12 protein-coding genes, 1 pseudogene and 1 CRISPR repeat array are annotated in these 15305 nt (G+C 31.9%); of the genes and pseudogenes, 3 read left to right on the top strand and 10 right to left on the bottom strand.

Annotation, left to right across the window (positions count from 1 at the left end; all coding sequences use genetic code 11):
* The 9 genes from AC1RYN_RS18650 to AC1RYN_RS18610 form a co-directional block, all read right to left on the bottom strand.
* Positions 1–210 carry a hypothetical protein gene (locus tag AC1RYN_RS18650; RefSeq protein ID WP_481808168.1) on the bottom strand — a complete coding sequence of 70 codons (210 nt, stop codon included), beginning with the start codon at positions 208–210 and terminating at the stop codon, positions 1–3.
* Positions 211–239: 29 nt separating this feature from the next.
* Positions 240–386 (bottom strand): hypothetical protein, encoded by a 147-nt coding sequence (locus AC1RYN_RS18645; RefSeq protein WP_481808167.1) that lies wholly within the window; start codon positions 384–386, stop codon positions 240–242.
* Positions 387–420: 34 nt separating this feature from the next.
* Positions 421–699: a DEAD/DEAH box helicase family protein gene (locus AC1RYN_RS18640; protein WP_481808166.1), complete on the bottom strand. Its 279-nt coding sequence runs from the start codon at positions 697–699 to the stop codon at positions 421–423.
* Positions 662–1045 (bottom strand): DEAD/DEAH box helicase family protein, encoded by a 384-nt coding sequence (locus tag AC1RYN_RS18635; RefSeq protein ID WP_481808165.1) that lies wholly within the window; start codon positions 1043–1045, stop codon positions 662–664. The genes AC1RYN_RS18640 and AC1RYN_RS18635 overlap by 38 nt, the downstream gene beginning before the upstream one ends.
* Before the next feature lie 556 nt (positions 1046–1601).
* Complete coding sequence (locus AC1RYN_RS18630; protein WP_481808164.1) at positions 1602–1892, bottom strand: hypothetical protein; 291 nt, start codon at positions 1890–1892, stop codon at positions 1602–1604.
* A gap of 1 nt (position 1893) precedes the next feature.
* Positions 1894–2274: a hypothetical protein gene (locus AC1RYN_RS18625; protein WP_481808163.1), complete on the bottom strand. Its 381-nt coding sequence runs from the start codon at positions 2272–2274 to the stop codon at positions 1894–1896.
* A 13-nt stretch (positions 2275–2287) separates the two neighbouring features.
* On the bottom strand, positions 2288–2476 hold the full coding sequence (locus AC1RYN_RS18620; protein WP_481808162.1) for a hypothetical protein: 189 nt from the start codon (positions 2474–2476) through the stop codon (positions 2288–2290).
* A gap of 530 nt (positions 2477–3006) precedes the next feature.
* Entirely contained in the window at positions 3007–3174 is a 168-nt protein-coding gene (locus tag AC1RYN_RS18615; protein ID WP_481808161.1) for a hypothetical protein, read from the bottom strand.
* Positions 3167–3568, bottom strand: coding sequence for a hypothetical protein (locus AC1RYN_RS18610; RefSeq protein WP_481808160.1), 402 nt, complete (start codon positions 3566–3568; stop codon positions 3167–3169). Before AC1RYN_RS18610 ends, AC1RYN_RS18615 begins: the two co-directional genes overlap by 8 nt.
* A gap of 212 nt (positions 3569–3780) precedes the next feature.
* On the opposite strand from AC1RYN_RS18610, the gene AC1RYN_RS18605 reads away from it, so the two are divergent.
* The 3 genes and pseudogenes from AC1RYN_RS18605 to cas2 all read left to right on the top strand — a co-directional run bounded on the left by AC1RYN_RS18605 (position 3781) and on the right by cas2 (position 5894).
* Positions 3781–4662, top strand: a complete 882-nt coding sequence (locus AC1RYN_RS18605; protein WP_481808159.1) for a hypothetical protein — start codon at positions 3781–3783, stop codon at positions 4660–4662.
* Positions 4659–5555, top strand: coding sequence for a type II CRISPR-associated endonuclease Cas1 (gene cas1 / locus AC1RYN_RS18600; RefSeq protein ID WP_481808158.1), 897 nt, complete (start codon positions 4659–4661; stop codon positions 5553–5555). The genes AC1RYN_RS18605 and cas1 overlap by 4 nt, the downstream gene beginning before the upstream one ends.
* Positions 5548–5894, top strand: a pseudogene (gene cas2 / locus AC1RYN_RS18595) (CRISPR-associated endonuclease Cas2). The gene cas1 and the pseudogene cas2 overlap by 8 nt, the downstream one beginning before the upstream one ends.
* 190 nt (positions 5895–6084) lie before the next feature.
* A CRISPR array of direct repeats spans positions 6085–14709; the repeat unit is 46 nt; unit sequence GTTGGGAATCATAAGTAAAAATACAATTTTGAAAGCAATTCACAAC.
* 69 nt (positions 14710–14778) lie between these two features.
* Here cas2 and AC1RYN_RS18590 read toward each other — a convergent pair.
* On the bottom strand, positions 14779–15294 hold the full coding sequence (locus tag AC1RYN_RS18590; RefSeq protein WP_481808157.1) for a conjugal transfer protein TraD: 516 nt from the start codon (positions 15292–15294) through the stop codon (positions 14779–14781).
* Between the last annotated feature and the right edge of the window lie 11 nt (positions 15295–15305).

Genomic DNA, 15305 nt, shown 5'->3' with positions numbered 1-15305 from the left:
TTAACTTTTGCTCTGACTCGGATCTCCTATTGCTTGTCGAACCTTATCCAAATCGCCATTTGTTGCGACTTCGTTGCTATCTGACTTATCATCTTTAACAACATTAACAATTTTGTATTCCTTTCCAAAAATTCGATGTTCATTAAGTAATTTTTCGAAAGCGTTCGCTTCTTTAACTCCGGGTAATAACCATAATGATTCGTAATTCATTACGATATTGTTTAGTTGAAAAGGGGTAATTAGTGTCTACTATCTTGATTAGTAATATTATCTAAGAATGCATTAATATCAACGTTATGAACAAACTCATTGTTTTCATTCACACGGAAAAATTCACGGAAATTAAAGGATTTTGAATCATCTAAAAAGCGTTCTGTATTTTTCATCTCAAACGTAAACATATTGACTTTGGGTAATGATTCATACGGGTTTTTCTCTTGTAGGATGTTCTAATGAATAACGGAGTTTCGCTGATTGTTCCATTGGGTAATCCCATGTATAAACAGATTCCTCACTGTACTGATCTTGAATATTGAACGGAGTTCCGCTCAATGATAAAATTTTTGTGTTGTCTTTTTCAAGTGATTTCAATACATTATCTGCAAGCTCAGTCTGTGTCCCTTCATGTGCTTCATCAATGATAATTAAATCCCAATCAACATTAGAAAATTCTCTTAAATTTACTTTTCTCTCCACCATATCGGAGCTTTTGAATAGAAACAAAGTAAATAAATGGAGTATTTCCTGATTTCAAATCTTTTAACTTAAACTGCGTATCTTCTGATCCATAGCGATAGCCTTCCTCTGCCATCTTCATCTTTCCAAAATCCTCAAACCATGAATCAGAAACTACAGGACGATGGGTCATAATCAAAACTTTAGTATATTTTTGCTCTTTTATAAGTTCTAAGGAAGTTAAGGTTTTTCCAAAACGCATTTTGGCATTCCATAGCATTTTTTTATTTTTTTTGAAATTTTTTCGAGTTTTTTCTACCGCTAATGATTGTTCTGGGCGAAGTGAAACACGATCGTCAGCATTTTGCATTCAACACTATCAAGTGCAGATTTGCCTTCTTTTACTGCTTTAATTGCTGACTTTGCTGTTTCTACATCTGTTTCAAACCATTCGGATCCATCTAGGAATTCGGGACGCTTTATTCCTGAACGTTTCAGTACTTCATGAACATCATGACCACTAAAACGACGTTTTGGTTGATTTTTTCCATGCTAATTCGACCCATTCAAGGACAAATTTAATCCCTAAGTTTTCATATATTGATTGATTCTTTTTGCGCCTACTGTTCTTAAAAATTCGCTGTTTGGAGACCAATCAACTTCAAAAATGATCATCAGGAGCTCTTAACTTCTCCATTTTTTTGTGCATCCTTATAAGCTGGAAACATTCCAGAGGTGTTATCGGCTGTTTGAATATAAATTAATTTACGCTCTGCTGTTTGATAGAGTTTCAGCTTGTGGCTCTAAGAAATCTAAATATGCTGTTTTAATATCAATTTCAAAATAATGATTCATATACCAAACTAAAATTATAAAAATTTTATGGAGTGCTTGTTTAGCGTTTTCCTGTGTAGCACTACGGCTATTTAGATTGTGCGCTGAATCATTTCCTGTTTAATTTCATAAAATGATTCAATTATAAATTGATCAATTGAATCATTTTTAAGTTCACGTAAAACATCATTAAAACTAGAGCGTTCTGATAATACAATATGTTCTTTTATTGCAATTTCATTGGCAATATTCTCAGCTAATTTCCTGACTTTTGTAAGCGTACCTTCATAATCTTTTTCCGTATAATTTTTTTCAGCAAAGTTAGCCGTTTGAAATAATTCAGCTGTTTCTAGTTCTAAAGTTAAAAATTCAAAATTTGACATATCATCCCTCTCCCAACTTATATATTTTCTTAATATCTATTATGACTGAATCATCCTTTTTCTCTTTGTTTTCTTCATCAAACATTTCAAAATCAAATAAACTAAGTTGGCCTTCTGAGATTCCTTTTTCTAGCACTTCTTCATTTTCAAATAAACTTGAAAAGGTAAACTCAATTTTTTCCACTTTACTACTAGAACCTTTAATTTTTTTCCATTCATTAAATATAATCGGGATATCATAATCAGGGTGTTTCTTAGTTAAGGTATTTCCTCGGACGATATTTGCACGAATTATATACATAGCAGACTTATATAGATCTGTTGTACTGTGAAGTTGTTCTTGAAAAATTTCTTCATACCAATTTAGATAATGGATTAACATACTCGAGAGCGAGCTATTTCTGAAAGTTATCTGCTAAAAATTCAATTCCATAAATAGAACTCAACGCAAACAATGATTTTGTCCCCCAATGCCCCTCACTGAATTGTTCAGTGACAACTTTCAATTTACGTTCTAAAATAGCCACTAAGAAATTTCCATCTCCAGCAGCAGGCTCTAAAAAGGTAGCTTCGACAATTCGCAAGCTTGTTTAATCCCCTCAACATCTAACATTTTTTTTACCATCCATTGAGGGGTAAATACTTCTCCATGTTGTTGGACACGTTCTTTTGATTTAATTAATTTTTCGTTGTCCACAATATTCCTCCAGTTTTACTAAAAAATTTATTTATCTTTATATACTTTCACATTCTTCCAAAATGCCACCATTTTTTATTTTTTTTCTTGGTTTCTTCTTTTTTTTTATCTATATCATTAGGTTCCCGTGCAATCGACTCTTTTTCATCTTCTCGTACTGGTACCATCAAAGACTTTAATTCATTGATTTCTTCTTTATATTCTTCAAGTAATTTTTTATCTTGTAAGGCTAAACGTTGTTGCTGGTCTAATAGCTTATGAAGCTCTTTTTTTCTGATTGGAGTTGCACACTAGATTCCTTAAAAATAAAATCTCTTCATTCCCCTCTAGATTGCCATCAACTGAATTATTTACGTTGTCGCAACAAAAACTTTTTGTTGACGTTTTTTTGTTACGTTTTTGTTAAAAAAAGCATTCTTAATAGGCTTTTTTACCATCAACGTCAACGTAAACGGTATTTCCTTTTTTTGACGTAAATTGACGTAAATCTATTGGACCATCTTTTTTTATTTTTTGCCATACAGCTTGCTTTGAAACACCTATTTCATCCGCAATTTCTTTTATGGTTTTTAAATTTTCACTCATGGATTTCTCCTTTACCTCGAACACTTGCACGTCCTGATTGTTCAAGGTCTTGTAATTTTACAGTTGGTAAGTATTGTTCAATTGCCTTTTTCAAGATACTTTGCAATGTTCCCTTTTGAATAAGGTTCTTGCTTCTCACGAACGTATGAGAGGTGCTTTTTGACCCCCAAGTCCTCTGTAATGTTTTGAGTTCGTCATACTTTGGATAAACATTTTTTTGCAATCCAGCCATAAGTGCTGTATCAGTCATTTCATAAGGCGATAAAAGGAAATTTTCAATAAGCAATTTAGTATATTGGCTTTCCATTGCTTTAAAGACTAAATCAGGTGCTGCTGTTACTACCTGATGCTCCCAGGTTAACCTTAGCAATACGTAACTGAACGAGTGGTACATAAACATCACCATTTGCTAAGGTTAATACATGCTCCTGTTGTTAGGGAGGCAGCACCTAACGAATAAAACAAAGTCATATTACTATTACTAGTGCGATTGAACAGATCGAATTAATTGTTGATAAGGAAGTTAAAAAACAAATCGTATCAAAAATCAAGCAATATCCAAATGATAAAGAAGGCTTGAAAAAATACCTCAAAGCTTTTCCTGTAATGATTAATGGTAAAATTATCGATAAAGTACAAGTTTACGAAACTATAGAAGCAACAGCCACTAGAGAACGAAATAATTTAGATACTACGTTTGACGAAAAAAAAATAGAAAAGATAACAGACACTGGTATCCAAAAAATTCTTTTAAACCATCTTAAACAAGAAATATATCAAAATGCAATAGATGAGGGTGGAAAAAAGATAGCTCCACATGAAGTAGCTTTTTCAGAAATAGGTATAGAAGAATTAAACAAAAACATTAAAACGCTCAATAATGGCAAAAATCATCAACCTATAAAAAAAGTTCGTGTTTTCGAAGAAAGTAAACGGTTTTCACTTGGGCAGATAGGTCCCAAGGCGGACAAATATGTTGAAACAGCGAAAGGGACAAATATGTTTTTTGCAATTTATCAAGATGAGAAAGGGAAACGAAACTATGATACGATTCCTTTAAATGAAGTCTTTGAAAGCCAAAAATTAGGCGCTTTGGAAAAAATTAAACCTCATGAATGCTCTGTCCCTAAAAAATATATTGATAAAAATAAACGAGAATACTCACTTCTTTTTTATCTTAATCCAAATGATTTAGTTTATGTTCCGGCTCCTGAAGAAATTGAAAATCCCAATATTTTAGATATTAATAATTTGACAAAAGAACAAGTAAATAGAATATATAAGATGGAAAAAACCTCTGGAAAGGAATGTTATTTCATACAAAACAATATTGCAAATTTGATTTTTCAATATGATCCTAAAACAAAATTTGGAGAATTTGGCAGTCAAAACAAATTACAAATTTCAATTGAAGGTTTTAAAATTTCTGAATATGCATGGAAGCTAGAAGTTGATAGACTTGGAAAACTTAAACGAGTAATCAGATGATAAAACGAACCCTTTTCTTTGGTAATCCTGCTTATTTGAGCACCAAAAATGAGCAAATCGTAATCTCTTATCCAGACAAGGAACAAGAGACGAAAACTGTAGCGATTGAAGATATCGGGGTAATTGTTCTAGAAAACCAACAAATCACCATAACCAATGGGTTATTAGAAAAACTTACTCATAATAATGTAGCATTAATTAATTGTGATCAGCAACATTTACCCATTGGTTTATTAATGCCTTTGAGCGGTCACACCGAACAAACGGAGCGTTTTAAAAATCAAATTAATGCTTCAGTTCCGCTCAAGAAAAATTTATGGCAGCAAACCATAAGTGCCAAAATAACCAATCAAGGAGGTTTATTGAAAGAAAAAGGATTTCCGATGCGTAAAATGGAACTTTGGGCCAAAGAAGTAACCTCTGGAGATTCTTTGAATCATGAAGCAAGAGCGGCCGTTTTTTACTGGCAAAACCTGATTAAAATAGAAAATTTTACACGAGGACAAAAAGGAATCCCGCCCAATAATTTGCTCAACTATGGTTATGCTATTTTAAGAGCAATAACAGCAAGAGCACTGGTTAGTTCAGGAATGTTGCCTACTCTGGGTATTTTTCATCGCAATAAATACAACGCCTATTGCCTTGCCGATGATATTATGGAGCCCTATCGTCCTTATGTCGATTTGATTGTATGTCATATTATGGAAACACACCATTCTTATGAAGAATTAACCGTTGAAATAAAAAAGGAATTATTAAGTATTGCCTCAATAGATGTAAACATTGATGGCAAAAACAGCCCCTTGATGGTGGCTATGAGCCGAACAACACATTCGCTTCAGGAATGTTTTGAAGGAAGCGCCAGAAGAATTTTATACCCAGTTTATGTATGACGAACATTATACACGTTTAAACCAATATAGAAGTTTGTGGATATTAGTATTTTTTGATCTGCCCACCGAAACAAGAAAAGAACGTAAAATAGCCGGTGCATTTCGCAAAAGACTATTAGACGATGGATTTTCTATGTTTCAATTTTCTATCTACATGCGCTTTTGCGCCAGCCGCGAAAATGCCGAAGTACATTCTAAAAGAATAAAAAATAGTTTACCTGAACATGGCAAAATTGGTGTCATGCAGATTACTGATAAACAATTTGGGATGATGGAACTTTTTTATGGAAAAAAGCCTGTCGAACCTAGAAACCGTCTCAACAATTAGAACTTTTCTAAGAATAGGATCTAAAAAAGGCATAAGACCTTATAAATCAACCTACAAAAATCTCCATTTTTCAATTTTAAAACAAACTCATAACTCCCAATATATCAAACAATTAACTTGCGGTATGTTGGGAATCAGAAGAAAAATACAATTTTGAAAGCAATTCACAAAAAAAGGGGGAATCCCCTTTTTGATTTTTATGTTGGAAATCATAAGTAAAAATACAATTTTGAAAGCAATTCACAACAAGTAGCCTTTCTCCAGCATTGATTTTGTAGTTGGGAATCATAAGTAAAAATACAATTTTGAAAGCAATTCACAACTTGGTGACCCCGAATTTCTTAGTAAAGGCTTGTTGGGAATGAGAAGTAAAAATACAATTTTGAAAGCAATTCACAACGGAGTATGGCAAAATATTGGTTATAATAATGTTGGGAATCATAAGTAAAAATACAATTTTGAAAGCAATTCACAACAAAACCGTTACCATATTCAGAAGATTCCTCGTTGGGAATCATAAGTAAAAATACAATTTTGAAAGCAATTCACAACAAAAACACTCTTCAAAAACTTGATAGTATAGTTGGAATCATAAGTAAAAATACAATTTTGAAAGCAATTCACAACTGCTTACTCAAAGATAAACTATATATATCGGTTGGGAAATCATAAGTAAAAATACAATTTTGAAAGCAATTCACAACTGTTTTTTCATTCAAATCTTTTTTTTTAAGTTGGGAATCATAAGTAAAAATACAATTTTGAAAGCAATTCACAACCACTTGCAGGTGCAATATACTTTAAGGATGGTTGGGAATCATAAGAAAAAATACAATTTTGAAAGCAATTCACAACGGACCGTGTCTAAAACTTATCAGATATCAATGTTGGGAATCATAAGTAAAAATACAATTTGAAAGCAATTCACAACGAGAGCGCAGAAAGCTTTAATAATAAAATAGTTGGGAATCATAAGTAAAAATACAATTTTGAAAGCAATTCACAACATTAATGAATATTTCTGCTAATATTCTCCCGGTTGGGAATCATAAGTAAAAATACAATTTTGAAAGCAATTCACAACATGAATAAATATTCTTAGGCAGGATTTTGTTGTTGGGAATCATAAGTAAAAATACAATTTTGAAAGCAATTCACAACCAAGTCTGTAGATGGGCGTTTACACGATTTGTTGGGAATCATAAGTAAAAATACAATTTTGAAAGCAATTCACAACGAGTCCTCGCTTATTGGTTCAACTTTGTTAGTTGGGAATCATAAGTAAAAATACAATTTTGAAAGCAATTCACAACTGCGTCCGCTGGGTGGTGATAGTGATACACGTTGGGAATCATAAGTAAAAATACAATTTTGAAAGCAATTCACAACTAAATCCTGCAAGTCTTTTACAACTGTTGCGTTGGGAATCATAAGTAAAAATACAATTTTGAAAGCAATTCACAACTAAGTGCTGGAAACTCTATGTCTTTCGCGGGTTGGGAATCATAAGTAAAAATACAATTTTGAAAGCAATTCACAACGCGATACCCGTTAACCGTATTGTAAAACTGGTTGGGAATCATAAGTAAAAATACAATTTTGAAAGCAATTCACAACACAGGTGGTGAGTTTTTAAAACAATTCAAAGTTGGGAATCATAAGTAAAAATACAATTTTGAAAGCAATTCACAACAGAATGAAAGAAAACCAGTCTATTGATGAGTTGGGAATCATAAGTAAAAATACAATTTTGAAAGCAATTCACAACCAGTCTTCTGTCCTTTGGCTTCATTTTACTGTTGGGAATCATAAGTAAAAATACAATTTTGAAAGCAATTCACAACGAGTAATTAAAGGCTTGTCTAAATCCATAAGTTGGGAATCATAAGTAAAAATACAATTTTGAAAGCAATTCACAACTAAGCTTAAGAAGATTTTTTAATGCACTTGTTGGGAATCATAAGTAAAAATACAATTTTGAAAGCAATTCACAACGATTCAACTAAAGCTGGTAATCGTGAGCAAGTTGGGAATCATAAGTAAAAATACAATTTTGAAAGCAATTCACAACACAAGCAGAATTAGCAAAAAAATTAGGCGTGTTGGGAATCATAAGTAAAAATACAATTTTGAAAGCAATTCACAACACGTGTTTCATCACTTAATTTTTTATTCTTGTTGGGAATCATAAGTAAAAATACAATTTTGAAAGCAATTCACAACTGTTTTTAACATTATGAAGAAATACGAATTGTTGGGAATCATAAGTAAAAATACAATTTTGAAAGCAATTCACAACTAATCTTATTCAATCCTTCGGCTATTCTTTGTTGGGAATCATAAGTAAAAATACAATTTTGAAAGCAATTCACAACCTCCAAACCATTTTACATTATAAACATCTGGTTGGGAATCATAAGTAAAAATACAATTTTGAAAGCAATTCACAACGGCAAATTCAATTCGTCAAGATATTCTAAAGTTGGGAATCATAAGTAAAAATACAATTTTGAAAGCAATTCACAACAAAGATCGTATGCAGTCGGTTACTAATTTAGTTGGGAATCATAAGTAAAAATACAATTTTGAAAGCAATTCACAACGAAAATGGAGTGATCCGGTTGACTGGTCTAGTTGGGAATCATAAGTAAAAATACAATTTTGAAAGCAATTCACAACGATGATGGATTAAGATATAACCGCACACGCGTTGGGAATCATAAGTAAAAATACAATTTTGAAAGCAATTCACAACAGGTTCAGCGGTTGTAATTGTTTTTGGTATGTTGGGAATCATAAGTAAAAATACAATTTTGAAAGCAATTCACAACAAGCAGGCCCAACGCGCAAATCGAAACATAGTTGGGAATCATAAGTAAAAATACAATTTTGAAAGCAATTCACAACTAACTATTAGAACGGTTCAACAATATAAAGTTGGGAATCATAAGTAAAAATACAATTTTGAAAGCAATTCACAACATAGAGGTGAAATAGTAGGCGGGTACACAAGTTGGGAATCATAAGTAAAAATACAATTTTGAAAGCAATTCACAACTTGAGCCCGGCCTAAGCGTGTATTTAAATAGTTGGGAATCATAAGTAAAAATACAATTTTGAAAGCAATTCACAACATGTTTTTCATGATGCAAAAGAACCCGTCGGTTGGGAATCATAAGTAAAAATACAATTTTGAAAGCAATTCACAACCTCGTTTACCCGTGGACGGATTGTAATCCAGTTGGGAATCATAAGTAAAAATACAATTTTGAAAGCAATTCACAACTGCAGCAAAGAATTAGCACAAAATGCAACCGTTGGGAATCATAAGTAAAAATACAATTTTGAAAGCAATTCACAACCTACAACGGGTATATTTAGAATCAAAAGGGTTGGGAATCATAAGTAAAAATACAATTTTGAAAGCAATTCACAACTATTTTTTATATGTACTGGGAAGCCATTGTGTTGGGAATCATAAGTAAAAATACAATTTTGAAAGCAATTCACAACGTAGATCTTGCAGAGTATTTCGCTGCAAAGTTGGGAATCATAAGTAAAAATACAATTTTGAAAGCAATTCACAACTGAACCGAATCCGTTTGGATTAGAAATCGTTGGGAATCATAAGTAAAAATACAATTTTGAAAGCAATTCACAACAGTTCATGATTATAAAGTTCTCCATCAAGAGTTGGGAATCATAAGTAAAAATACAATTTTGAAAGCAATTCACAACAAATAGCCGAAGGCGCTGTAAATTTAGCAGGTTGGGAATCATAAGTAAAAATACAATTTTGAAAGCAATTCACAACAAATCCGTTTGGCGAAGAAACTTCTTACGCGTTGGGAATCATAAGTAAAAATACAATTTTGAAAGCAATTCACAACGGTAAATTCAATTCGTCAAGATAATCTAAAGTTGGGAATCATAAGTAAAAATACAATTTTGAAAGCAATTCACAACAATAAATGGAAGATCTTAAATTAAAGTTCCGTTGGGAATCATAAGTAAAAATACAATTTTGAAAGCAATTCACAACAAAGCGCAATCGCATATTCAAATTTGGGTAGTTGGGAATCATAAGTAAAAATACAATTTTGAAAGCAATTCACAACCGCTATCTGTTCGCATATAAAAAAAGAAAGTTGGGAATCATAAGTAAAAATACAATTTTGAAAGCAATTCACAACAAAGATCGTATGCAGTCGGTTACTAATTTAGTTGGGAATCATAAGTAAAAATACAATTTTGAAAGCAATTCACAACTGCTTTTCGCTTCGCTTCTGAAATTTTAAAGTTGGGAATCATAAGTAAAAATACAATTTTGAAAGCAATTCACAACCATTCTACTGGTGTAAGTAATCTTATATTTGTTGGGAATCATAAGTAAAAATACAATTTTGAAAGCAATTCACAACCAGTTGCCGTAGCATCAGGTGTTACTGTAGGTTGGGAATCATAAGTAAAAATACAATTTTGAAAGCAATTCACAACATGCTACATCTAAAAGAGGCGGAAAATTAAGTTGGGAATCATAAGTAAAAATACAATTTTGAAAGCAATTCACAACTTATATTTCCTTTTCTTACAATGAATCTACGTTGGGAATCATAAGTAAAAATACAATTTTGAAAGCAATTCACAACGATATGGAGACAATTGGAGACCTTTAATTGGTTGGGAATCATAAGTAAAAATACAATTTTGAAAGCAATTCACAACAGTTTCCAACTGCATTGAAAAAACTATGTGGTTGGGAATCATAAGTAAAAATACAATTTTGAAAGCAATTCACAACTATCAAACTTAAATATATACTTATGGTATTGTTGGGAATCATAAGTAAAAATACAATTTTGAAAGCAATTCACAACTCATTGCTTCTATTGCCTTTTCTTGCTTTTGTTGGGAATCATAAGTAAAAATACAATTTTGAAAGCAATTCACAACCGGTTCTTGGCAGGGATAAAATTTGATACCGTTGGGAATCATAAGTAAAAATACAATTTTGAAAGCAATTCACAACACTGTCGGTGAATACAAACACCTTAGTAAAGTTGGGAATCATAAGTAAAAATACAATTTTGAAAGCAATTCACAACCATATCTGTTATCGAATATAAAAATTTTCTGTTGGGAATCATAAGTAAAAATACAATTTTGAAAGCAATTCACAACTTACTTGCTCCGCATTAGAAAAAGTAACTAGTTGGGAATCATAAGTAAAAATACAATTTTGAAAGCAATTCACAACACTTACATTTACATCGCTTTTAGCTTTATTGTTGGGAATCATAAGTAAAAATACAATTTTGAAAGCAATTCACAACCTAATTTATTAGCTTTTATAAGGAGAGTTAGTTGGGAATCATAAGTAAAAATACAATTTTGAAAGCAATTCACAACGTATTTTATCTACTAATGCAGATAATCTTAGTTGGGAATCATAAGTAAAAATACAATTTTGAAAGCAATTCACAACAGCTTTTTTAGAAGGGCTTCTTTACTTGTAGTTGGGAATCATAAGTAAAAATACAATTTTGAAAGCAATTCACAACAGAATATGCAATTTCTTCACATCCCATCTCGTTGGGAATCATAAGTAAAAATACAATTTTGAAAGCAATTCACAACGTGTAGGTTTATAATATTTTTCATTCCAAGGTTGGGAATCATAAGTAAAAATACAATTTTGAAAGCAATTCACAACACAGTTTCGTATTTACTTTTTTGACTGTGGGTTGGGAATCATAAGTAAAAATACAATTTTGAAAGCAATTCACAACTTGCTGTGGTCGCACCATTCCAGACTTTATGTTGGGAATCATAAGTAAAAATACAATTTTGAAAGCAATTCACAACTATCTTCTAATGCTTTGTCCGCCGCGGTTTGTTGGGAATCATAAGTAAAAATACAATTTTGAAAGCAATTCACAACTTTAACTGCTCCAGGCGCTGGCCTTTCTGGGTTGGGAATCATAAGTAAAAATACAATTTTGAAAGCAATTCACAACCATATTCTGGATAATGCTTATGTGTACCCTGTTGGGAATCATAAGTAAAAATACAATTTTGAAAGCAATTCACAACTTAAAGCTGGAACGCTGCGCCCTGCTGTCTGTTGGGAATCATAAGTAAAAATACAATTTTGAAAGCAATTCACAACAATAACCTTAAAACATTTCACCAAATTAAAGTTGGGAATCATAAGTAAAAATACAATTTTGAAAGCAATTCACAACAGGCTTTTGCATATGCAGCCTGAATTTTACGTTGGGAATCATAAGTAAAAATACAATTTTGAAAGCAATTCACAACTACAACATCTTTTACATAACCCACAAACTCGTTGGGAATCATAAGTAAAAATACAATTTTGAAAGCAATTCACAACAAAAAAGATGCTAAAGGTAATTTAAAAGGAGTTGGGAATCATAAGTAAAAATACAATTTTGAAAGCAATTCACAACAAAAAAGATGCTAAAGGTAATTTAAAAGGAGTTGGGAATCATAAGTAAAAAGCACAATTTTGAAAGCAATTCACAACACTACTACAGACATTACTGAATCAGATAGGGTTGGGAATCATAAGTAAAAATACAATTTTGAAAGCAATTCACAACAAATACAATGAATTAGTTAAGATTCTAAAGTTGGGAATCATAAGTAAAAATACAATTTTGAAAGCAATTCACAACGATTTCCTTGTTGTCTAGCTTGCGCTTTTTGTTGGGAATCATAAGTAAAAATACAATTTTGAAAGCAATTCACAACATACAGGAACTCTTGGAATTTTTTGTAAAAGTTGGGAATCATAAGTAAAAATACAATTTTGAAAGCAATTCACAACAAAACTCACCTTCTTTACTTGACAGATATTGTTGGGAATCATAAGTAAAAATACAATTTTGAAAGCAATTCACAACAGTAAGCATCAAAGCCTTTACTTACTGCCTGTTGGGAATCATAAGTAAAAATACAATTTTGAAAGCAATTCACAACTATATTACATTTATCACAAACACCAGTATCGTTGGGAATCATAAGTAAAAATACAATTTTGAAAGCAATTCACAACATGTCTCCAGATAATAAGGGCGAGCATGCGTTGGGAATCATAAGTAAAAATACAATTTTGAAAGCAATTCACAACTAAATACGAATGTACCGTTATTAATTGCGCGTTGGGAATCATAAGTAAAAATACAATTTTGAAAGCAATTCACAACAACTGGCCTAAAACTGTTCTTGTGGGTACAGTTGGGAATCATAAGTAAAAATACAATTTTGAAAGCAATTCACAACAAATCAGTTCTGCAGTCGCATATTCTTCAAGTTGGGAATCATAAGTAAAAATACAATTTTGAAAGCAATTCACAACCAAGACCTTTGTCGAAAAACAACTCCCCTGGTTGGGAATCATAAGTAAAAATACAATTTTGAAAGCAATTCACAACAATAGCGTTTAAACACTATTTAAAACAACAGTTGGGAATCATAAGTAAAAATACAATTTTGAAAGCAATTCACAACCTGTTGCCATAGTTATATTAAGATTGGAATGTTGGGAATCATAAGTAAAAATACAATTTTGAAAGCAATTCACAACATTGTTCCGCTTTACTAAGATGGTCTAATAGTTGGGAATCATAAGTAAAAATACAATTTTGAAAGCAATTCACAACGTTCTGCTGTTCCTGCAATTCCTCCTTTAGGTTGGGAATCATAAGTAAAAATACAATTTTGAAAGCAATTCACAACTGTACTCGGAATACGATAATATAGGGTATCGTTGGGAATCATAAGTAAAAATACAATTTTGAAAGCAATTCACAACACATGACCATGCAACAGACACAGAAATATCGTTGGGAATCATAAGTAAAAATACAATTTTGAAAGCAATTCACAACCAGATTGCAACGCATCATTCAATTTATTATGTTGGGAATCATAAGTAAAAATACAATTTTGAAAGCAATTCACAACTTGTAATACTTGTTATTAAAATTAAAAACTGTTGGGAATCATAAGTAAAAATACAATTTTGAAAGCAATTCACAACTATACTCAATGCATTTCCAAATTGAATCTGGTTGGGAATCATAAGTAAAAATACAATTTTGAAAGCAATTCACAACGAAAAGAAAGCAATTCATTCCAAAAGTCGTGTTGGGAATCATAAGTAAAAATACAATTTTGAAAGCAATTCACAACATATACTCGGCTTCTATTGCCTGAAACATTGTTGGGAATCATAAGTAAAAATACAATTTTGAAAGCAATTCACAACGCTAATCCTGGGTTTCCTGCAGCAATTCCTGTTGGGAATCATAAGTAAAAATACAATTTTGAAAGCAATTCACAACGACTAGTTGGTGGTGTACAATTAATTGCAGTTGGGAATCATAAGTAAAAATACAATTTTGAAAGCAATTCACAACTGCTGAGTGAAGAAAGACGGTAATTGAATGTTGGGAATCATAAGTAAAAATACAATTTTGAAAGCAATTCACAACCGTATCGATCTCCTAAAACATCACTCGTAAGTTGGGAATCATAAGTAAAAATACAATTTTGAAAGCAATTCACAACAATAATTAGGAATTGGTGTAACTAATCGTTGTTGGGAATCATAAGTAAAAATACAATTTTGAAAGCAATTCACAACTTTGATTAAAACCATAAGCTGTTAGTAATTGTTGGGAATCATAAGTAAAAATACAATTTTGAAAGCAATTCACAACAAAATATAACAAAACCGTAATACTCTAAAGGTTGGGAATCATAAGTAAAAATACAATTTTGAAAGCAATTCACAACGGACAATCTACTTCGGCTAAACGAAGTGTTGTTGAGAATTATATGTAAAAATACAATTTTTATGCTTATCTACACAAACTCACGAATATCAAACTCCTCCAAATCATTTTTCCGCAAAATGGAAGAACCGGCATCCGTTTCAGAAGAAAGGCTCCCGTCTAATAGCTCGGCTATCTTACGGGAGGTACCTTCCATGGAATTTTCCAGTAGACTGAATAATTCGGTTCCCTGTACTTTCTGAACAATCGCAACCGCTGTTTCCTTTTGAGATGGCTCCAATTTTTCTTTTTGCAGCAGCATCCCCAGGGAACTTAGTTCTTCAAAGGTAACCCCTTGAGCAAAACCGTAATCCCCACCAGATATTCCATATCTGTTCCATTCTTCTTCCTCTTCTTCAAAATCAGGCATATTTATGAAAACATCATCCAATTCTTCCTGCGGAATTGCTATGTCAAAGTCATTTTCATCGATTTCTGATTCAAAATTATCAATCTCCTTTTCGGTCTTTTTCTTTAGACTTTTAGAGGAAGTATTTGACACTGAAAGGCTACGGGTTAGGTGCTGCCTCCCTAACAACAGGAGCATGTATTAACCTT

This window comes from Flavobacterium sp. TC780 (genome assembly GCF_056783245.1).
The sequence above is the reverse complement of the archived record's forward strand: the minus strand, read 5'-3'. Positions and strand labels throughout refer to the sequence as shown.